Genomic DNA, 19541 nt, shown 5'->3' with positions numbered 1-19541 from the left:
AAATCAGGCGCACAGTGCCAATGGTCGCGAACGGTTTCGTCTTTCCCTAAATATCTAACTTCCTCTGACTAAGCTTTCGGCATTCTAGACAGATTTCCTCTCAATTGATTCGCTGCAAGGTCGAATCTGATCATCCAGACGTTAATGACATGCTATCTGTGCTGGCTCTCAGACTATCGAGAATGACCGTTTGAAAGCGAGTTGTTGCGTTCGTTTCTGTTGCTCCAAGCGTCGGAGGTCTCGAACTGATGGAGTCGCACTGTAAACAGGAGCAATGGCGGTGATTGAAATTAGGATGATTATCACGATGTTTGGAACACGGAAGGCAATAAATAAAAGGCTAGAGTCATGAGCCCTCAAATCAATGAAATGTTAGGTGCAAAAAAGCCGGCTCAAAAGAGCCGGCTAGAAAACAGATTGGATAGCGTTTACTTATCCATTGCGCGCTTAATGCAAATTGCCGCGCCACCCCAGGTAATTCCTAGGCCAATAATCATCATGACGATTGCACCAGTTGTCATAATCATGCTTCCTTACGATTGCTTAAGTTGATGGCAAAGCCAAAGATAAACAGAGCACCGATAACGGCCCAACCCAGTGTCAGATCGTAACCACCATAACCTTCGGTGAGCAGAGCCTGCAGCTTGGTTGCCAGAATCACTGCCAATACCGCTGGTGTGATGAACTTCAAGCAAACATCGAACCAAATGCCGATGGTGAAGTCCGAAATATTGTTCACATAGCCACGGACGTCTGCCACTTTGTTAAGTAGCCATGCCATTAATACAATCTCCACCAGACCACCGAACATAATGCCGATGTTATTGGCAAAGTGGTCGACCAAATCCAGTAGTAACAGGCCACCATTGGTTGCAAAGGCCATTGAAACCACCACACCAACACCCACTACAACAGTTGCAGCCTTTTTACGGCTCCAGTTAAGTTTGTCGATGATAGCGGACGTTACTGCTTCCATAATCGAGATGTGTGAGCTTAAACCAGCCACGACAAGAGCGAAGAAGAACAGTGGGCCTAAGATATAAGGCGCAGGCAGTAGGTTGATCGCCGCTGGAAGCGTCACAAACGCCAGCCCCACACCCGCAGAGACGACTTCAGTAAGTGGTTTGCCTTGTTCTTGCGCCATGTAACCAAGCACCGAGAAAATCATGATGCCTGCTAGGATAGAGAAACCACAGTTAATTAACACCGTCATAAAGGCATTATTTGTGATGTCTGATTTCTCTGGCAAATAACTTGAGTAAGCCAGCATGATGGCAAAGCCGATACTCAGGGTAAAGAAGATCTGTCCGTAAGCTGCTGCCCAAACTTTGACATCCCAAATTTTGCTAAAGTCGGGAGCAAACATATAGTTCACGCCATCTAGAGCGCCAGGTAGGAAAATCATGCGTCCAATCAGAATCAGCACCATGATGAACAGAATAGGCATCATGATCTTGGAAGCCCGCTCAATGCCGGATTTTACCCCGCCCACAATCGCTGCATAAGTGATTGCCCAAGCAATCAACATAGCAATCGCAATCTTCCACTGAATACTACCTAAGTTAGTGGGTGAGTTATCACCTAGACCAAGATACTCACTAAAGAAGAAAGCGTTTGTATCCGTTCCCCAACTTTGATTGAAAGACATACCAAAGTAAGAAATTGCCCAACCAATTACAGCGACATAATAAACCGCAATCACGGCGGCAACACCAACTTGGAACCAACCCAGCCACTCAAACTTAGCATGGATTTTAGCGAGTGTTTTTGGCGCTGAGCCACGGTATTTTTGCCCCATACTGAACTCAAGGATCATGAATGGAATACCCGCGGTGATCATGGCAAAAAGGTAAGGAATAAAAAATGCGCCACCACCATTTTCATAGGCCATATACGGAAAACGCCAGATGTTTCCCAAACCTATTGCTGAACCTACAGCGGCTAAGATGAATCCCGCACGGGATCCCCATTGTTCTCGCTTCATATAAGACTCCTATACGACTCCCTGAGGAATGAAGCTTTTCTGCTCAAGTTTTTTGACTAGAGAAAGGAATAACGGTAATTCACAATCAACTTAGTAATTAACCTATTGATAACGTAATTCTTAGTGTATATGTCGTTATCGGCAGAAAAATCTAGAATAAAATGTTTAATTGTTGGATGTGTGTTTGCGAAATCTGAAATATTCAGCTGTCGCTTAAGCAGAAGACTAGCGATTTATCCGGTGTGGCGCAATAGATGACATTTGTTAATTTTGGCGGTTTGTCTGGTTTATATCTTGTAACATTAGGAGATGACAGATCGATCGTGGCTGAGTATTGTTAGTGAGACAGACTATTATTCTGTAATTGAACAAGTGTCTTGGAAGATAAACTGTTTTTGCCCACTAGGGTGTATGGCTAGTTTTTATACACCCTAGCAGCAGATATTGTTGTGCGGTTGTTAAAACTTGAAGGTCAATCCCAAGTTGGATTGTAACTGATTCATCCAGTCGGTTTCGAAGCGAATAACGCAGTTCTGTCCAGCCTCTGATGAAGTACAAACACCTGATGTGTCATTATCGACCACGGTACCTAACCAGCGCAGTTGTGCAGTGAGTGCGAGATTGTCACTTACTTTATACTCGATACCGCCGAATATACTGGCTGAGAAGCCAAATTTTTTATCCGCCCAATCCACATCGGCATAGGAACTACCTAGCCCGAGTCCAAGATAGCCAGTGAACCCAGATTGGGATGGATAGTAAATGCTGCTTTGGAAATGTAAGTAGTGAAAGCCGTATTGATTTTCGACACCTTGCAAATCTGACCCTTGGTAGGAATAGAAAAAACCGACACGACCTTTCTCAAGTGGTGTTTCTAAGGCAATAGCATAGCTTGTCGAAGGGTTGAGATCATAGCTTTTACCCGAGGTATCTTCTACCGCACCACCTCCGATGAAACCAAGAAACGGCGTAATCATCACATTCGATGTTTGTGCCTGAACTTGCGTGGTGATCAGCAAGCTGATAACGGCCAAAACGAGACTTCTATGTAACATACTAAATCCCTTTATCTCCAATTGTTTAATTGTGATACTAGCTTCAAATTCGCGCTGGCATATTAGACAACTCTTGAACATAATTCTTACAGCTGTTATTACTTTGTTACAGCATGGAGGTGCCTATGGAACACGATCTGAAAACAGCCTTAATCATCACAGCAACTGTGTTTGCGGTTCTACTCTCATTTGGTTTTATTGCGATCGCTGCCGCTTAAAATTAGGTAACAGCGATGGCAATAAACAGTGGTATTGTCACGAACGGTTACATCAATCTGGATACAGAGCGTTTCGCTAAGTACCAGCATGGGAAAACCGCATTGGTCGCCCAAGGTGGCGGGCAAAGAGGAATTTTCACCGCGGGTGTGCTGGACGCTTTTATTCTGGCCAATTTCGACCCTTTTGATGAGTTCTTTGGAACGTCTGCGGGGGCGTTGAATCTTTGCTCTTATTTATGTCGACAACACGGGCTCGGTAAAGCATTCATTACCGAGTTGACGACGTCTCAAGAATTTTTCAATCTTTTCAGTTACATCAGGAACAAGCAGTACTTAGGGTTGGACTGGGCCTTGGATAAGATCTGCGCTTATCCTTACAAGCTTGACCTAGACCTAGGAGAAACGAGCTTGGCCTGTCGTCAAGCTTTTGCTTCCGTAACCGACACCAGCACACTCACTGATAAATACTTGCCTATCTTTGGGCACAATTGGTATCAAACTATGCTGGCAACTTGTGCGATTCCTAAACTCTATTCCAATCCAGTGACGATTGGCGGGCGCGAATATGTGGATGGCGGTGTATCAGCCTCCATTCCTGTTCAGGAAGCTTGGCGCCGTAACGCCAGAGCCATTATCGTGATTCGAACGGAGCCGTTCGTGTTGCCAGAAAAAGGGGATGTGAAGCAATCGGCCGCAGCGCAGAGAGAGGAAATTGAATGGTTTCGCCGCTCTTTTGGCAGCGTGCAAGGTAAGTGGCAGAGTCGGCTCAATCGATGGAAAGACGACTGGAGTCATTTCTTCCAGCAGCAAATTGCCGCATCCCAAAGTGAGAAAGGAGAGCCGATTCGCTTGCTGAACGGAGGGCGTTGGTTGTTTGGCGCCGATAACATTTATCGTCTCAGCCATCTTATTGGCGATAACTTTGATTCAGGATTGGCGGATATGCTGATGGTACACTATCAGACCTACACCTTAACGCGAGATTTTCTTGCCAAACCGCCAGATGATACCTTTGTGATTCAAATAACGCCGGATGGGCCGCTACGTTCTTCGTCGTTGCTTAGCGATAAAAAAGATCTACTAGCGGATTATGAGTTAGGTGTACAAGCGGGAAATCGGTTTATTACTCAGTACGAATCGCTGCGACAGGGGCGAGTGAAAGAAAGCTTGCTGCGTTTAGATGAAAGCCAGTAATCACTGGCTTTCTAATCATTAAGGCATAGCTTATTCAAACACAGGTAGGATCCGCATACAGTTGGTCGAGCCTTCTACATCCATAATGTCACCTTGGGTGATAATCACTAGGTCGCCAAATTCCAATAATTTTTTCTTTCTTAGCGTATTGAGTGCAGCGAGCGCAACGTCGAAGCCTGTCTCCACTTTGGTATCAAAGAAAACCGGTGTGACACCGCGATAGAGCGAACAGCGATTGAGAGTACGTTCGTTGGGAGATAGGGCAAAGATGGGCAGTAGAGAGTTAAGTCTAGATGTCATCAGCGCGGTGCGACCGGATTCCGTTAAGGTGACCATCGCTTTGACTCCCTCCATATGGTTGGCAGCATAAATGGTGGACATGGCAATGGTTTCTTCAGCCGTTGCGAACGATTTGTCGATTCGGTAGTTTTGCGTACCAGCTTCAATCATCTTCTCTGCGCCGATGCACACTTCCGCCATGGAACGAACGGTCTCAACCGGGTATTTCCCCGCGGCGGTTTCGCCAGAGAGCATTACCGCATCGGTTCCATCGAGAACCGCGTTAGCGACGTCCATGACTTCGGCGCGTGTCGGCATGGGATTTTCGATCATGGACTCCATCATTTGTGTCGCGGTAATCACCACGCGATTGAGTTCTTTGGATCGTCGGATCAGCTTTTTCTGCACACCGATCAATTCGGGGTCGCCAATTTCAACCCCTAAATCGCCCCGAGCCACCATGATCACATCGGAAGCCATGATGATGTCATCAATGTTTTCGTCATTCTTAACTGTTTCAGCCCGCTCCACTTTAGCCACCAGCTTGGCTTCTAATCCGGCATCCCGAGCGAGGCGTCTGGCATAATTCATGTCTTCGCCATTGCGAGGAAACGAGATGGCTAAGTAATCCACTTGGATTTCAGCGGCCGTTAGGATGTCTTGTTTGTCTTTTTCGGTGAGTGCATCAGCCGATAAACCGCCGCCTTTTTTGTTGATGCCTTTGTTGTTGGAGAGCGGTCCGCCGACAATGACTTCGGTATGAACCCGATTGCCCTCGACGTTTAGTACTTGTAATTGAACTCTGCCATCATCCAGTAGCAGAATGTCATTTGGTCCAACATCTCTTGGTAAGGCTTTATAATCCAAACCGACCGAGTATTGATCCCCTTCGCCTTTGGGTAGGTCGCTGTCTAACGTAAATCGATCGCCGACATTGAGTTCTATTTTGCCTTCTTTAAACGTCGATACCCGAATTTTTGGGCCTTGCAAATCACCCAAAATCGCCACCTGTTTGCCTAATTTTGCCGCAATGGTTCGCACTTTTTCCGCACGTTTTTTGTGATCTTCTGTACTACCGTGTGAGAAATTCATGCGCACTACGTTGGCTCCTGCGCGGATTATCTCTTCCAAATTATTACCTTTGTCAGTTGAAGGGCCTAATGTAGTGACAATTTTTGTTCTTCTAAGCTTGCTGGTCATAGAGACTCCAGGAATGTGTGTGACACTTTCTATTGAGAAGCGTGGTTGGTTTATGGCCGACTTTCCAGCGTTATAGGAAATTTTTCATTTAAAAATAAGTTATCCAAGAATAAATCTACCAGCGACTAATTTGTGGATATTTGATTGAATACACAAAGATTCATGTTTATACGTGATGCTTGTCACGGGGTTCTATCAATTCACTTCACAATTACTTCGCAAAGTAAAAAAATTACCTAGTTATAGAATGTTGGAGTGCAAGATGTACATGGCTCAACCGGGCCATATTGATCATATCAAACAGATCAATGCTGGTCGTGTATATAAACTGATTGATCTCAAAGGGCCAATTTCTCGGATAGACCTATCCAAAGAAAGTCAACTGGCACCAGCGAGCATCACAAAAATCACCCGCGAGTTGATCGAAGCGCATCTTGTGCATGAAACAACAGTGCAGGAAGCGAACAGCCGTGGGCGCCCGGCGGTTGGGCTTCAGGTAAATAATGCTGGTTGGCAATTTCTCTCGATGCGGTTAGGCCGCGGCTATCTGACGATTGCACTCCACGAGTTGGGTGGCGAAGTACTTATTGATACCAAAATTGATATTCATGAACGCGATCAAGAGGATGTGTTAGCTCGCCTCCTACACGAAATCGAAGAATTCTTTCAAACGTATGCAGAGCAGCTCGATCGAGTCACCAGTATAGCGATTACGCTACCTGGCTTGGTCAATTCTGAGCAAGGTATTGTGCTGCAAATGCCCCATTACAATGTTGAAAATCTCGCATTGGGCCCTGAAATTTATAAAGCCACCGGATTACCTGTTTTTATCGCTAATGACACCCGCGCTTGGGCGTTGGCCGAAAAATTATTTGGCCACTCGCAAGAAAATGAGAACTCTGTATTGATTTCGATTCACCACGGTCTTGGCGCTGGGATCATCCTAGACGGTCGAGTACTGCAAGGACGGCATGGCAACATTGGTGAGTTGGGTCATATTCAGATAGATCCCAACGGTCGTCAGTGCCATTGTGGCAACCGAGGCTGTTTAGAGACGGTGGCCAGTTCACAAGCCATACGCCAAGAGGTGTTTGAACGTATCGCTCAGGGAGAAGAATCCATTTTGTCTGGCATGGAAGAGATCACCATTGAGAGCGTGTGTGAAGCGGCGGCGAATGGCGATCCGCTGTGTGTCGCTGTGATTGAGAAACTTGGCCGCTATTTGGGCTCAGCGATTGCTATCGTCATTAACTTATTTAACCCAGAAAAAATTCTTATTGGCGGAGTCATTAACCAAGCCAAAGACGTACTCTATCCCTCGATTCGCCAATGTATTGAAGAGCAAAGCCTGCCCGTTTATCACCAAGATCTTGAGTTAGTCGAATCACGCTTTTATAAGCAAGCGACCATGCCTGGGGCGGCGTTAATTAAACAAGCGCTATACGATGGTTTACTGTTAATGAAGGTCGTCGAAGGTTAATGTCCCATTCTGGCCTGAACAAGCATCAGGCCAATGCTTCTACTATAAAATTTCAATTTTCTCGTATATCGCTATTGTTCTTGCGCTAGGTTTAGTGAGCTGCTTATCCCAAATCAGGTAAGTTGATTGCTATCTATTTTTCATTCATGTACTTTTGCTATGGCTTGCATTTTTTAGGCTATTTTTAATAGAGTTTTAACCCATTTAGGATGTTGTATGTCTGGAGTTTTAAATACTGTAGACCAGCGAACCAATCTGGTCGGCGAAAACCGTCTGGAGCTTTTGCTGTTCAGTTTGAATAGCCGTCAGTTATTTGCAATTAACGTGTTTAAAGTGAAAGAGGTGATGAAAGTGCCTCCTCTCACTAAATTGCCTGGCGCGCATTACAACATTCGCGGTGTCGCATCGCTGCGTGGCGAGCCTGTGCCTGTCATTGACCTAAGACGCTCTATCGGTTTTCCACCTTCGCAAATGGCCGGTCAAGAAGAAAACCTGATCATTACGGAGTACAACCGTACGGTGCAAGGCTTTTTGGTAGGACAGGTGCGTAACATTATTAACACCGCGTGGACCGAAATTCAGCCGCCGCCAAAAACGTCTGGACGCAGTAATTACCTAACCGCCATTACGCAAGTGAAAGAGGGCGACAAAACCCAGATTGTCGAAATCATCGACGTGGAAAAAGTACTGGCGGAAATTATCGACTATGACGTATCCATCTCAGAGGAAGTGCTTGATGAGAAGCTGGTCAAAAACATGGTTGGGCGCAATGTGTTGGTGGTGGATGACTCTTCAACCGCGCGTAACCAGATCCGCGATACACTCTCGCAGCTCGGTCTGAATATTATTGAGTGCCGTGATGGCCTCGAAGCGCTGAGATTATTGAAATCTTGGTGTGATGAAGGTAAAGATTTGACCAAGGAACTGCTGTTGATGATTACCGACGCGGAAATGCCGGAAATGGATGGCTATAAGCTGACACACGAAGTGCGAAGCGATCCAAGAATGGCCAAACTCTTCATCACCTTAAACACATCACTCAGTGGCAGTTTTAATGAAGCTATGGTGAAGAAAGTGGGTTGTGACCGCTTCATCTCCAAGTTCCAGCCAGACTTGCTGGTGGAAGTCGCGCAAGACCGCTTGAGAGAAATCTTATAACTACCGCAGATTTGTCGTACATGACCAGAAAGGGAAGCGAGTGCTTCCTTTTTTATAGATGTTTTTTAGGCACAAAGAGTGTCTTCGCCGCGACATATGGATTAGTGAAAGTCACGCGAGTGAGTACTCAGTTCTGTCAGATGTGGTGTCAGGTCGATGAGCTTGCCTGCAATCACATGAATGACCTCGCCCTCTCTTTCTAAAATGCCTTTCACTATCAGCGCCTTTGCAGAAAGATAAGCGTGCTTTTGCGCTCTTGCGGTGGCTTGCCAAACGACCACGTTAATATTGCCAGTATCATCTTCCAAGGTGACAAAAGTCACGCCCGTCGCGGTGCCCGGTGCTTGGCGACCCGTTACTAAACCTGCGACGGTCACGGCAGAGCGATGGGAAAGCTGGCTTAGCTCCTGACAACGTACGAATTTGGGCAAAATTCCGGCCCGTGACAGCATAGTGATGGGATGTTGGCCAAGAGAAACGCCCGTGGATGCAAAATCTTCAATCAAATTCTGGTAGTCACTCGGCGTGGAGTGAAGCGAGTGGTCAGCACTCACCATGCTGGAAAATAGGGGTAAGTCGCTCAATGAATCCATCACTTGCCAGCGAGTCTGATAGCGATTTCCAGAAATGCTGTGCAGTGCGTTGGCCGAAGCCAAACTTTCCATATCTCGCTGGTGATTAAGTGTCTGCTTGATCGTATTGATCGTCTGGTAACCTTGTGCCGGGCGGTGCTGGATCAGCCGACGGATTCCTTCTTCGCTCAGCCCTTTGACTAGACTCAGCCCTAAGCGAATCGCAAGCGGCCTTTGCCCAACACGTACGAGAGTGTGCTGCTTTTCAGAGCCGTTAACGCACACAGGCAACACCTCGATACCATGTCGCTGCGCATCTTGAATAAGTTGTGATGCACTGTAAAAACCCATCGGTAAGCTGTTGAGTAAAGCCGTATAAAATTCAGCAGGGTAGTAATGTTTGAGCCAGGCGGAGCAGTAGGCGAGTACCGCAAAAGAGGCAGAATGACTTTCAGGAAAGCCATACTCGCCAAAGCCGCAAATTTGTTCAAAAATTCGTTCGGCAAATTGCGCTTCATAGCCGCGCTCAAGCATGCCATTGATAAGTTTCGATTTAAATTTGAACACGCTACCATTTTTCTTCCAAGCGGCCATCGCACGACGTAGCTGGTCTGCTTCACCGCCGCTAAAGCCTGCGGCGACCATCGCCAGTTTGATCACTTGCTCTTGAAATATTGGCACACCTAAAGTGCGTTCTAATACCGCTTGTACCTCTTTGGATGGGTAAGTCACGGCTTCTTCTTTGCGCCGCCGTTTTAAAAATGGGTGGACCATATCCCCTTGGATTGGCCCTGGGCGAACTATCGCAATTTGGATCACCAAGTCATAATAATTGGCTGGTTTTAAGCGTGGCAGCATGCTCATTTGAGCGCGTGATTCAATCTGGAAGACACCAATCGTATCAGCACGTTGGATCATCTTGTACACCTGAGGATCGTCTTGCAGGCGGGTGATCTCGGCGAGGGAAAGCGTACGGTGGTAGTGATGTTGAATCGATTGAAAGCAGCGTCGGATCGCCGTCAGCATGCCTAGCGCCAGTATGTCGACCTTCAGTAGCCGCAGGCTTTCAAGATCGTCTTTATCCCATTGAATGATCGTTCTTGCCGGCATAGCCGCGTTTTCCACCGGTACCAGCTCATACAGTGGGCTTGCGGAGATGACAAAGCCGCCCACATGCTGAGAGAGGTGTCTGGGAAAGCCAATAATCTCGTTAACCAAGTGAATAAAATGCTGCCCTTTGAGTGAATCAGGCTTGAGACCAAGCTCAACAATTTGTGCTTGCCAGCCGAGCGAGCGATCGCGGCGATTAATGTTTTTAATAAAAAACTCTAGCTGAGTCTCTTCAAGCCCAAGTGCTTTGCCCACTTCTCGTAGCGCGCTTTTGAAGCGGTAGGTGATCACGGTTGCAGCTATCGCTGCTCGCTCTCGACCGTATTTGCGGTAAACGTATTGGATAACTTCTTCGCGGCGTTCATGTTCAAAATCGACGTCAATATCAGGCGGTTCATTGCGTTCTTTGCTGATAAAACGTTCGAACAAGACTGAGATTTGACGAGGATCGACCGAGGTAATTTCCAAGCAATAACAAACGACAGAATTCGCGGCTGAGCCCCGGCCTTGATAAAGAATGTTCTGCCGTTTGGCAAACATCACGATGTCGTGAATAGTGAGGAAGAAAAAGGCGTATTGGAGCTCTTTGATTAATGCCAATTCTTTGCTAATGGTCTCCTCGATATGAGCAGGTACGCCGTTGGGAAAACGGCGGTATTTGCCCGCATGGACGAGGTGCTGTAAATAGCCGTCGGGGGTAAAGCCATCAGGGATCAGTTCACTTGGGTATTGATATCTCAGCTCGTCAAGGCTGAAGGTACAGCGTTTAGCAATCTGTACACTTTCGGCTAGCCATTCGGCTTTGAAAAGTTTTTGCAGTTTCCCTGCGTCGCGCAAACTGCGCTCGGCATTGGTTAATCTATCCGCCCCCAGCTCTTCGACAGCACAGCCTTGGCGAATGGCCGTTAAGGTGTGTTGCAAGGGCAAACGTTCGCTGTGATGCATGAGTACGCCGCCACAAGCCGTGATAGGTAGATTGAGCTCTTTGGCTAGAGATAGACAATGCTCGCGGTACGTTTGGTCGTCATGATGCAGATGTCTTTGCAACCCGATCCAGAGCCGGGAAGTATGGTGGCGTTGCAACCATCTTCCCCAATGCAGATCGCGGCTTTTCCCACAAGGCAACCAAAGGATCAAACAGTGCTTGGCAGCCATCAAGTCCCACTCCGATAACTGATATTCTCCTTTAGTGCAGCGCCTTCTGGCGTTAGTAATAATCCGGCATAACTCAGCGTACGCAAGGCGGTCCGGGCACAACAACAGGCATTGGCACTCACCGCTTAACCAAAACATGCTGCCAACTATCTGACGGATGTTGAGTTGATGCTCTTTGATCGCGGTATGAGCTCGCACGACACCGGCTAGTGAGCATTCATCGGTGATGGCAATGGCGTGATAACGGAGAAAATCCGCTTGTAAAACCAGTTCTTCTGGATGCGAAGCGCCAGTGAGGAAAGAGAAGTTACTTTGGCAAAAAAGTTCGGCGTAAAGCATCGTCAATCAACAGAAAAGTCCATGAACAAACCAGCGCTGCTGCTGATCGCGAAAGATCCACAGCCACTGACCATCGTGAGTTCGGGCGATGAAGTAGTCGCGCATGACATCATCGCCATCCCACCAACCGCTGACCACTCTTTCTGGCCCGTGAATTAAATCGACTTGTTGGCGCAAAACCTCAGGAGTGGTTAGAAGAAAGCTAGGTCGCAATGCATGGCAATCAGGAAGGAGATGCGGGGACGACTGCAAAACGGGCCGATAGTCGGTGGCTTTTTCTGGCCGTGGATCTTGCTTAAGGGAAGGTTGTACAACGGCCTCGTTACCCAGTTTAGCCTGCAACAGCGAGCAAAGCTCAGCAGCGGATAGAACGCCAGTCGATTTTGAAAACAGCTCCGCTTTATTGAGCCCATGCTCACCTTGCCTTTGCACTTCAAGCGTTAAACGCGTTACGGGGGCGTCTAAGGTTAAAGATTCCAGTGTTAGGCAAGCAAGCGTTTGCCACTTGTGCCAGAGGTAATCTCCTTGTGCTGAAGTAAAAATAACGCGCTTGCGCTGTCCTTCGCGTTGTTGCAATGTCAGTGCTAATTCATAGGCAACCTGATCTTGTAATCGGAGGTGGTTTTCAAGCTGCTTTAATAACTTGCTCAACGGCTTTTCTAACCACTGCACATTTTCAATCTCATACAGTAGCTCAAGTTCTTGGCGAAAATGGGCGGGCGGGTGATAAAAATCGACGGGATGTTTAAATTGCCCGGTCAGCTTACCGATATAGTTGACCAGATCGATATCAAAACGCCGTGCAACCTCTGCAAGAGGCAAAGCCAATAAATCCGCTAAGGTGTTAATCCCGACGCGGCGCAGTTTCTCGACCGTTGCAACGGACAGTTCAGTGCATTGCAAATCGTGCTGCCCTAAGCGCAGGGCAATGGCATCACGATCATCACTTAGCAAATCATTGCCTGCTTTGGCTAACAGCATGGCGGCAAGGGGAGAGTAAGCACAAGCATAATGGAAGCGCAGTGAAAGCGGTTTTAAATGAGCCGATAAAACTTGCCAGTAACCTGCGAGGCCAGAGTACAACTGCAACATATGGCTAGCGCGGATCAACAGTCCTTGCGGAGGTATCAGCACCAGATCGGCGGTCACCAGATAGAGCCATTGGGCGATCTCTTTGAGCCTATTGTTCTCAATTTCTGCATCATAAGGCACGACCTGCAAATGGGCACAAAGCGCAGCAGCGCTTGCAAGGCCCATATTAGGCTGAACTCCGGCTGCTTTGGCGGCCGCATTGCTTTGCATGATTTGGTGAGAGTGCTTATTGACGATGGCAATTGCAACGTCCTTCTCTGCCTCAGCAAGACTGTCTAATTGCAAAGCTGGAAAATGGAGATAGAGCCATAGATTCATCCTACTAGCCCTCTCGAACCACAGGAAAAGAAAGCACGCTATCGGGTAACGTCGCGCTCGGTAAGGTTAACGATGTAAAGAGTGGCCGAAAGTCGATCTCAGTGGTACCTCGCGACCAACCGCCTTTGCGCTTTTTCACCTGAACACTGAGGCCAAATGGTCTTGGCTGTAGAGTGAGGCTGAGTGACAGAGGTAATGAAAGGCGCATGGGTTTCGGTAAACGAAAAACGAAAAGCAGACTGGCGCCTTGTTCACTGGCGACTTGGAGCCGTTTTACCTGATGAATTTCAAGCTCGTTTTGCCACAGCAGAACGCAGCGACAAGCGCCACTTTTTAAACATTGTTCTGCCGCCCACAATGCTTTTTTTTCCGAGTCAGGCAGGAGAACCAGCGTTTCTGCTAACGGATAGCCTAAGTAAGCTAAAAAGGCGGCATTAACCTGAGCTGGTGGTTGCAGCAAAACGACCATGCCTTCTTGGAAGCGTTGTTGCAACAAGGATGTCAGCAAACGCAGCTCGCCAATCGCCAACTTAGACTCTATCTCCACCACGCCGTGAGAAGGAAAGCCGCCACCAAGTAGATGATCTAGCTCGGTATAGCCTGAGCTTATGACAATGTCACTCTGCTCAGTCGAGGTTTGATCGGCTTGCCAGATTAAGTGCTGATTTTTTAAAGTTTGAATGATATCTTGCATAGAATTACACCTGTATATAAATACAGTATATTGATGCAAGAGAAACTGGCAAGAAAATTTAGCGGTAAAAATGAAAAGGGCCACAATACGAAAGTACTGCGGCCCAAAGGTAGAGAGTTACTCAAACAGTGAGAGGCGATTATGAACGCTTTGGTTGAGCATCAATGCACTGACCATTGACTTGTGTGGCTGGATCCATCAAGTGCAGATAAAGCGGCATCAAGTCTGCCGGTGTTTTCAAGCTATTTGCGTCTTCGCCAGGGTAAGCTTTTTCGCGCATGCGGGTACGGGTAGCGCCCGGATTAATTGCGTTCACACGTATCGGCGTATTGCTCATTTCGTCAGCCAGAATCTGCATCATACCTTCAACGGCAAACTTAGAAATAGAGTACGAGCCCCAGAAAGAGCGCCCTACATGACCCACCGTTGATGAAGTAAAAATAATTCGCCCTGCTTCAGCGTTACGCAATAAGGGCAGCAGCGCTTGTGTCATCAGAAACTCCGCCTTGACGTTGATTTGCATCGTATCGTCAAAGTCTTCTTCGCTGATCTGATCAAACGGGCTCAATGTAGCGAGCACGCCAGCATTATGTAGTAGGCCGTCTAAGCGACCAAACTGGCCTTCAATGGTCTCCGCCATATCGATGTAGTTTTGCTTGCTCGCGCCCTTGAGATCGAGCGGAATAATTGCCGCTTGAGGGTAACCCGCCGCTTCGATTTCATCGTAAATACTTTCGAGGTTTTTGACGTTGCGGCCTAATAAGATAACGGTCGCGCCATGTTTTGCGTAGGTTAGGGCTGCTTGGCGACCAATGCCAGCACCAGCACCTGTTACCAGAATCACTTTATTGTTCAGGGCATCTGCAGAGGTTGAATAGTCCACCGTGCTCAATCCTTCTTGATTTTTGTATGGTTCCTATGTTGCAAAATCAAACAGATATGCAACGGAAAGTCTTGGTAATCGTGACAAGATGGTTACAATACACTAATTCACACTTTAGGGGGTATCACATTGGAATTTTTATTGGACTATGGCCTGTTTTTGGCCAAAGTTGTCACCTTTATTGTTGCGGTGGTAGTGCTGCTGGTGCTGGTCAAATCAGTCAGTAGCAAATCATCTTCGAGAAAAGGCCAACTGGAAGTGACGGATCTATCTGAGCAGTACAAGCATACCGTTGAGCACTTAGAACATTACCTGCACGATAACGCTTTTCTCAAGGCTCGCGATAAAGCGAGTAAGAAAGAAGAAAAAGAGAAAGACAAAGCGCGCGGTAAAGAGATCAAAAAAGCGGCCAAAGAGGGACGTTTAGAGAGTAAACGCGAGTCGCATCTGTTTGTGATTGATTTTCATGGCAGTATTGATGCAAAAGAAGTGGCTTCGCTTAGAGAGGAAGTGACCGCGATTTTAGCAGTCGCAAAACCCGGAGATGAAGTGTTACTCCGCTTGGAAAGCGGTGGCGGTATGGTTCATGGCTATGGGCTGGCCTCTTCGCAGTTGGATCGCATTAAAGCGGCCGGGTTGCCTTTGACCATCGCGGTCGACAAAGTGGCAGCCAGTGGCGGCTATATGATGGCCTGTATCGCCGATAAGATTGTCTCTGCGCCATTTGCGATCGTCGGCTCGATCGGGGTGATTGCACAGTTGCCTAATTTCAATAAGTTATTGAAAAAAAATGATATCGAGTTCGAGCAGTTAACGGCCGGTGAGTACAAGCGCACCCTCACTATGTTTGGTGAGAACACCGACAAAGCCAGAGACAAATTCAAGCAAGAGCTGGAAGAAACACATGGACTCTTTAAAGATTTCATTCGTCAGCATCGTCCGGAATTAGATCTAGATAAAGTAGCCACTGGCGAACATTGGTTTGGTACTCAGGCACAAACGCTTGGCTTAGTCGATGAGATTGCCACTTCCGATGATCTGATTGTGGCCGCTTGTAAAGAGAAAACGGTGCTTTCAATTCACTATACGCAAAAGAAAAAGTTAGCCGATAAATTAGCGGGCGTCGCTGGCAAGGTGGCCGATGGCGTACTGCTGAAATTGGTCGAAAGAGGGCAAAAGCCCATCTTGTAAAAGAGCCATGTTAAAGCGACAGCTCTGAGCAAATCAGCCTGTAAAACCTCTAGCGGTGAGAGTAAAAGCTTTCGCCGCTTTTCTTTTTTGCCATCGCGTTGAGAAAGCATTTCCATGTGCAATGCTTTACACAGCTTTTGTCCTCGCCCGAGAAGCGGTTTCGCTCTATAATATGCGCCGCTGATATGGGGCATACGCCCAAAGAAAGAAAACAAAGTGGAGAAGAACATGTCCTCTCAGACTCCGGTGATCACCGTAGATGGACCAAGTGGTGCGGGTAAAGGCACTCTTTGTATGTTGCTGTCGAAAAAGCTCGGCTTTCAACTGTTAGATTCTGGCGCAATTTACCGTGTTTTAGCATTGGCCGCGATTCATCATGGTGTGGATACCGAGTCGGAAGATGCACTTGTCCCGCTAGCCACTCATCTTGACGTACAATTTATTGCTGAAGGCGACTTGGTCAAGGTCATTCTTGAGGGTGAAGACGTTTCTAAAGAGCTGCGTAAAGAAGAAACCGGCATGGCGGCGTCAAAAGTTGCAGCATTGCCACGAGTGCGTGAAGCGCTATTACGTCGTCAACGCGCCTTTGAGACGGCTCCAGGTTTGGTGGCGGATGGTCGCGATATGGGTACCGTTGTTTTCCCGCAAGCGCAGGCCAAAATTTTCCTTGATGCCAGCGCACAAGAGCGTGCGCATCGACGCCTTAAACAGTTGCAAGATAAAGGGTTAGATGTTAGATTTGACGACCTTTTGAGCGAGATCCAAGAGCGTGACGACCGAGATCGTAACCGCCCAGTGGCGCCATTACGCCCTGCAGAGGATGCGCTTGTGCTCGATTCTACGTCGATGAGTATCGACGAAGTGGTCGAAAAAGCACTACAATATATCGAATCGAAGCTGGCTGAGTAATTCTGCTGAGTCAGTGAAGAACGTTGATCGCAAGGATGATGATTGGCGAATTTAATAACCCCATGCGGTAGGATACCCATGGAAGTTTAATTTTTTGAAGATTAAATAAATGACTGAATCTTTTGCTCAACTCTTTGAAGAGTTTCTAAGCGAGACCCAATTCCAACAAGGTACTATCGTTAAAGGTACTGTAGTTGCTATCGAAAACGGCTACGTTCTTGTTGACGCTGGTCTTAAGTCTGAGTCTGCAATCCCTGCTGAACAGTTCAAGAACGCTGCTGGCGAACTTGAAGTTGAAGTTGGTTCTGAAGTAGACGTTGCTCTGGACGCTGTAGAAGACGGTTTCGGTGAAACTCAACTTTCTCGTGAGAAAGCGAAGCGTCACGAAGCTTGGATCGTTCTTGAGAAAGCTTACGAAGAAGCTGAAACTGTTGTTGGTATCATCAACGGTAAAGTTAAAGGCGGTTTCACTGTTGAACTAAACGGTATCCGTGCTTTCCTTCCTGGTTCTCTAGTAGACGTACGTCCTATCCGTGACACTGCTCACCTAGAAAACAAAGAGCTAGAGTTCAAAGTTATCAAACTTGATCAGAAGCGTAACAACGTCGTTGTTTCTCGTCGTGCTGTTATCGAATCTGAAAGCAGCGTAGAACGTGATGAACTTCTAGAAACTCTACAAGAAGGCAGCGAAGTTAAAGGTATCGTTAAGAACCTAACTGACTACGGTGCGTTCGTAGATCTAGGTGGCGTTGACGGCTTGCTACACATCACTGACATGGCGTGGAAGCGCGTTAAGCACCCATCTGAAATCGTTAACGTTGGTGACGAGATCTTAGTTAAAGTTCTTAAGTTCGATCGTGATCGCACTCGCGTATCACTAGGTCTGAAGCAACTAGGCGAAGATCCATGGGTAGCAATCGCTAAACGTTACCCAGAAGGTCACAAACTGTCTGGTCGCGTTACTAACCTAACTGACTACGGCTGTTTCGTTGAAATCGAAGAAGGCGTTGAAGGTTTAGTACACGTTTCTGAAATGGATTGGACTAACAAGAACATCCACCCATCTAAAGTTGTTAATGTTGGCGACGAAGTTGAGGTTATGGTTCTGGAAATCGACGAAGAACGTCGTCGTATCTCTCTAGGTCTGAAACAGTGTAAAGCTAACCCATGGCAGTCATTCGCTGAAGCTCAAGCTAAAGGCGACAAAGTTACTGGTAAGATCAAGTCTATCACTGACTTCGGTATCTTCATCGGTCTAGATGGCGGCATCGACGGTCTAGTTCACCTGTCTGATATCTCTTGGAACGTACCAGGAGAAGAAGCAGTTCGTGAATTCAAGAAAGGCGATGAAATCTCTGCAGTAGTTCTAGCTGTAGACGCTGAGCGTGAGCGTATTTCTCTAGGCGTTAAGCAAATGGAAAATGACCCATTCAATGCTTATGTAGCTGACAACAAGAAAGGCGTTCTAGTAAACGGTACTGTAACTGCAGTTGACGCGAAAGGCGCAACCATCGAGCTAGAAGATGGTGTTGAAGGTTACATCCGCGCTTCTGAAGTATCACGTGACCGTATCGAAGATGCATCATTGATCCTGAGCGTTGGTGACAAAGTTGAAGCGAAATTTACTGGCGTTGACCGTAAGAACCGTGTAATCAACCTGTCTATCAAAGCGAAAGACGAAGCTGAAGAGCAAGAAGCAATGGCAACTATCAACAAAGCGGACGACGCTGCGTTTGGTAATGCAATGGCTGACGCTTTCAAAGCAGCTAAAGGCGAATAATCTACGTCTTAAAAAAGGAGCCGAAAGGCTCCTTTTTTTGTCTGCGCGTCACATAAGTTAAAAATCATAGTATTGATTTCAGAAGATATTTACACAAGGTCTTGATAGTTTTGCTGATAAATCTACACTTACCCTTAAAAGAGGTAGTTTGGTGGTGGATTTTTCACTACATTTTGTAGCAAGTGTTTGTTGGAATTGATATTACTTACTATAATGAGTGATAAAAATGACTCGAAGGGGAAACTATGACTAAGTCTGAGTTGATTGAAAGACTCTGTGCTGAACAGACGCATCTGTCAGCGAAAGAGATTGAAGATGCTGTCAAAGATATTCTGGAGCACATGGCTTCGACTTTAGAAAGTGGCGATCGTATTGAGATTCGTGGTTTTGGTAGTTTCTCACTTCATTACCGTGAGCCACGAGTTGGCCGAAATCCTAAAACGGGCGACAAAGTGGAATTGGAAGGTAAGCACGTTCCACACTTTAAACCGGGTAAAGAGTTACGTGAGCGCGTAAATCTCGGCTAAATGAACAGAATATTGACTAAAAGCGGCATACTTAGTGTATGCCGCTTTTTTATGATTAGATAATTGTTATTATCCGTGGTCTGGAGAAACGTTTTCCTGCATAATCTATCGGCTAACTCTCAAAGGGTGATGAAACATGAAAATTATAAAAATCATTGCTGTTATAGCTCTCTTTCTTATAGCTCTGGCTTTAGGCTCACAAAATCAGCAAGTTGTTACATTTAACTATCTTTTAGCAAAAGGTGACTTCCATTTATCAACTTTGCTTGGCGTGGTTTTTGTTGCGGGATTTGCTCTCTCTTGGGCCATCTTTGCTAGCATCCAATTTAAGATGCAACTGAAACTGCGCAAATTGAACAAGCAGTTGAAAAAGCAGAATACCCAAGTGGAAAAGCAAGCCTAA

17 protein-coding genes are annotated in these 19541 nt (G+C 46.8%); 9 read left to right on the top strand and 8 right to left on the bottom strand.

Annotated elements, in window-relative coordinates:
• Window positions 1-428: 428 nt before the first annotated feature.
• The 3 genes from I3X05_RS11065 to I3X05_RS11055 form a co-directional block, all read right to left on the bottom strand.
• Window positions 429-521, bottom strand: coding sequence for a MetS family NSS transporter small subunit (locus I3X05_RS11065; protein WP_139046422.1), 93 nt, complete (start codon window positions 519-521; stop codon window positions 429-431).
• A 2-nt stretch (window positions 522-523) separates the two neighbouring features.
• The gene (locus tag I3X05_RS11060) at window positions 524-1984 is read right to left on the bottom strand and encodes a sodium-dependent transporter (RefSeq protein WP_045572040.1); all 1461 of its coding nucleotides are present in this window, start codon (window positions 1982-1984) and stop codon (window positions 524-526) included.
• A gap of 458 nt (window positions 1985-2442) precedes the next feature.
• Complete coding sequence (locus tag I3X05_RS11055) at window positions 2443-3039, bottom strand: porin family protein (protein ID WP_193157796.1); 597 nt, start codon at window positions 3037-3039, stop codon at window positions 2443-2445.
• A 125-nt stretch (window positions 3040-3164) separates the two neighbouring features.
• Between I3X05_RS11055 and I3X05_RS11050 the strand changes: the two genes are divergently transcribed.
• Window positions 3165-3257, top strand: coding sequence for a YnhF family membrane protein (locus I3X05_RS11050; RefSeq protein WP_139045625.1), 93 nt, complete (start codon window positions 3165-3167; stop codon window positions 3255-3257).
• A 15-nt stretch (window positions 3258-3272) separates the two neighbouring features.
• Window positions 3273-4451, top strand: coding sequence for a patatin-like phospholipase family protein (locus I3X05_RS11045; protein WP_045572038.1), 1179 nt, complete (start codon window positions 3273-3275; stop codon window positions 4449-4451).
• Window positions 4452-4481: 30 nt separating this feature from the next.
• Here I3X05_RS11045 and pyk read toward each other — a convergent pair whose 3' ends face one another.
• Complete coding sequence (pyk, locus tag I3X05_RS11040; RefSeq protein WP_045572037.1) at window positions 4482-5930, bottom strand: pyruvate kinase; 1449 nt, start codon at window positions 5928-5930, stop codon at window positions 4482-4484.
• Between the two features lie 262 nt (window positions 5931-6192).
• On the opposite strand from pyk, the gene mlc reads away from it, so the two are divergent.
• Entirely contained in the window at window positions 6193-7410 is a 1218-nt protein-coding gene (gene mlc / locus I3X05_RS11035) for a sugar metabolism global transcriptional regulator Mlc (protein ID WP_193157797.1), read from the top strand.
• Between the two features lie 216 nt (window positions 7411-7626).
• Window positions 7627-8568: a chemotaxis protein CheV gene (locus I3X05_RS11030; protein ID WP_045572036.1), complete on the top strand. Its 942-nt coding sequence runs from the start codon at window positions 7627-7629 to the stop codon at window positions 8566-8568.
• A 101-nt stretch (window positions 8569-8669) separates the two neighbouring features.
• On the opposite strand, the gene I3X05_RS11025 is transcribed toward I3X05_RS11030, so the two are convergent.
• The 4 genes from I3X05_RS11025 to I3X05_RS11010 all read right to left on the bottom strand — a co-directional run bounded on the left by I3X05_RS11025 (window position 8670) and on the right by I3X05_RS11010 (window position 14731).
• Window positions 8670-11744, bottom strand: coding sequence for an error-prone DNA polymerase (locus I3X05_RS11025; RefSeq protein WP_193157798.1), 3075 nt, complete (start codon window positions 11742-11744; stop codon window positions 8670-8672).
• Window positions 11745-11750: 6 nt separating this feature from the next.
• A complete protein-coding gene (locus I3X05_RS11020; protein WP_045572034.1) occupies window positions 11751-13154 on the bottom strand; it encodes a Y-family DNA polymerase in 1404 nt (467 codons plus the stop codon).
• 4 nt (window positions 13155-13158) lie between these two features.
• Entirely contained in the window at window positions 13159-13848 is a 690-nt protein-coding gene (imuA, locus tag I3X05_RS11015; protein ID WP_045572033.1) for a translesion DNA synthesis-associated protein ImuA, read from the bottom strand.
• Window positions 13849-13987: 139 nt separating this feature from the next.
• Window positions 13988-14731: a YciK family oxidoreductase gene (locus I3X05_RS11010; protein WP_045572032.1), complete on the bottom strand. Its 744-nt coding sequence runs from the start codon at window positions 14729-14731 to the stop codon at window positions 13988-13990.
• Between the two features lie 129 nt (window positions 14732-14860).
• On the opposite strand from I3X05_RS11010, the gene sohB reads away from it, so the two are divergent.
• The 5 genes from sohB (at window position 14861) to I3X05_RS10985 (ending at window position 19541) form a co-directional block, all read left to right on the top strand.
• On the top strand, window positions 14861-15922 hold the full coding sequence (gene sohB, locus I3X05_RS11005) for a protease SohB (RefSeq protein WP_045572031.1): 1062 nt from the start codon (window positions 14861-14863) through the stop codon (window positions 15920-15922).
• 228 nt (window positions 15923-16150) lie between these two features.
• Window positions 16151-16831 carry a (d)CMP kinase gene (gene cmk / locus I3X05_RS11000; RefSeq protein WP_045572030.1) on the top strand — a complete coding sequence of 227 codons (681 nt, stop codon included), beginning with the start codon at window positions 16151-16153 and terminating at the stop codon, window positions 16829-16831.
• Window positions 16832-16940: 109 nt separating this feature from the next.
• Window positions 16941-18611: a 30S ribosomal protein S1 gene (rpsA, locus tag I3X05_RS10995; protein WP_045572029.1), complete on the top strand. Its 1671-nt coding sequence runs from the start codon at window positions 16941-16943 to the stop codon at window positions 18609-18611.
• A 245-nt stretch (window positions 18612-18856) separates the two neighbouring features.
• Window positions 18857-19138 (top strand): integration host factor subunit beta, encoded by a 282-nt coding sequence (ihfB, locus tag I3X05_RS10990; RefSeq protein WP_039429764.1) that lies wholly within the window; start codon window positions 18857-18859, stop codon window positions 19136-19138.
• A 136-nt stretch (window positions 19139-19274) separates the two neighbouring features.
• The gene (locus tag I3X05_RS10985; RefSeq protein WP_045572028.1) at window positions 19275-19541 is read left to right on the top strand and encodes a LapA family protein; all 267 of its coding nucleotides are present in this window, start codon (window positions 19275-19277) and stop codon (window positions 19539-19541) included.

Source organism: Vibrio navarrensis (genome assembly GCF_015767675.1).
GTDB lineage: Bacteria > Pseudomonadota > Gammaproteobacteria > Enterobacterales > Vibrionaceae > Vibrio.
Note: the sequence above shows the minus strand (reverse complement) of the source record. Positions and strands in the feature narration are given on the sequence as shown.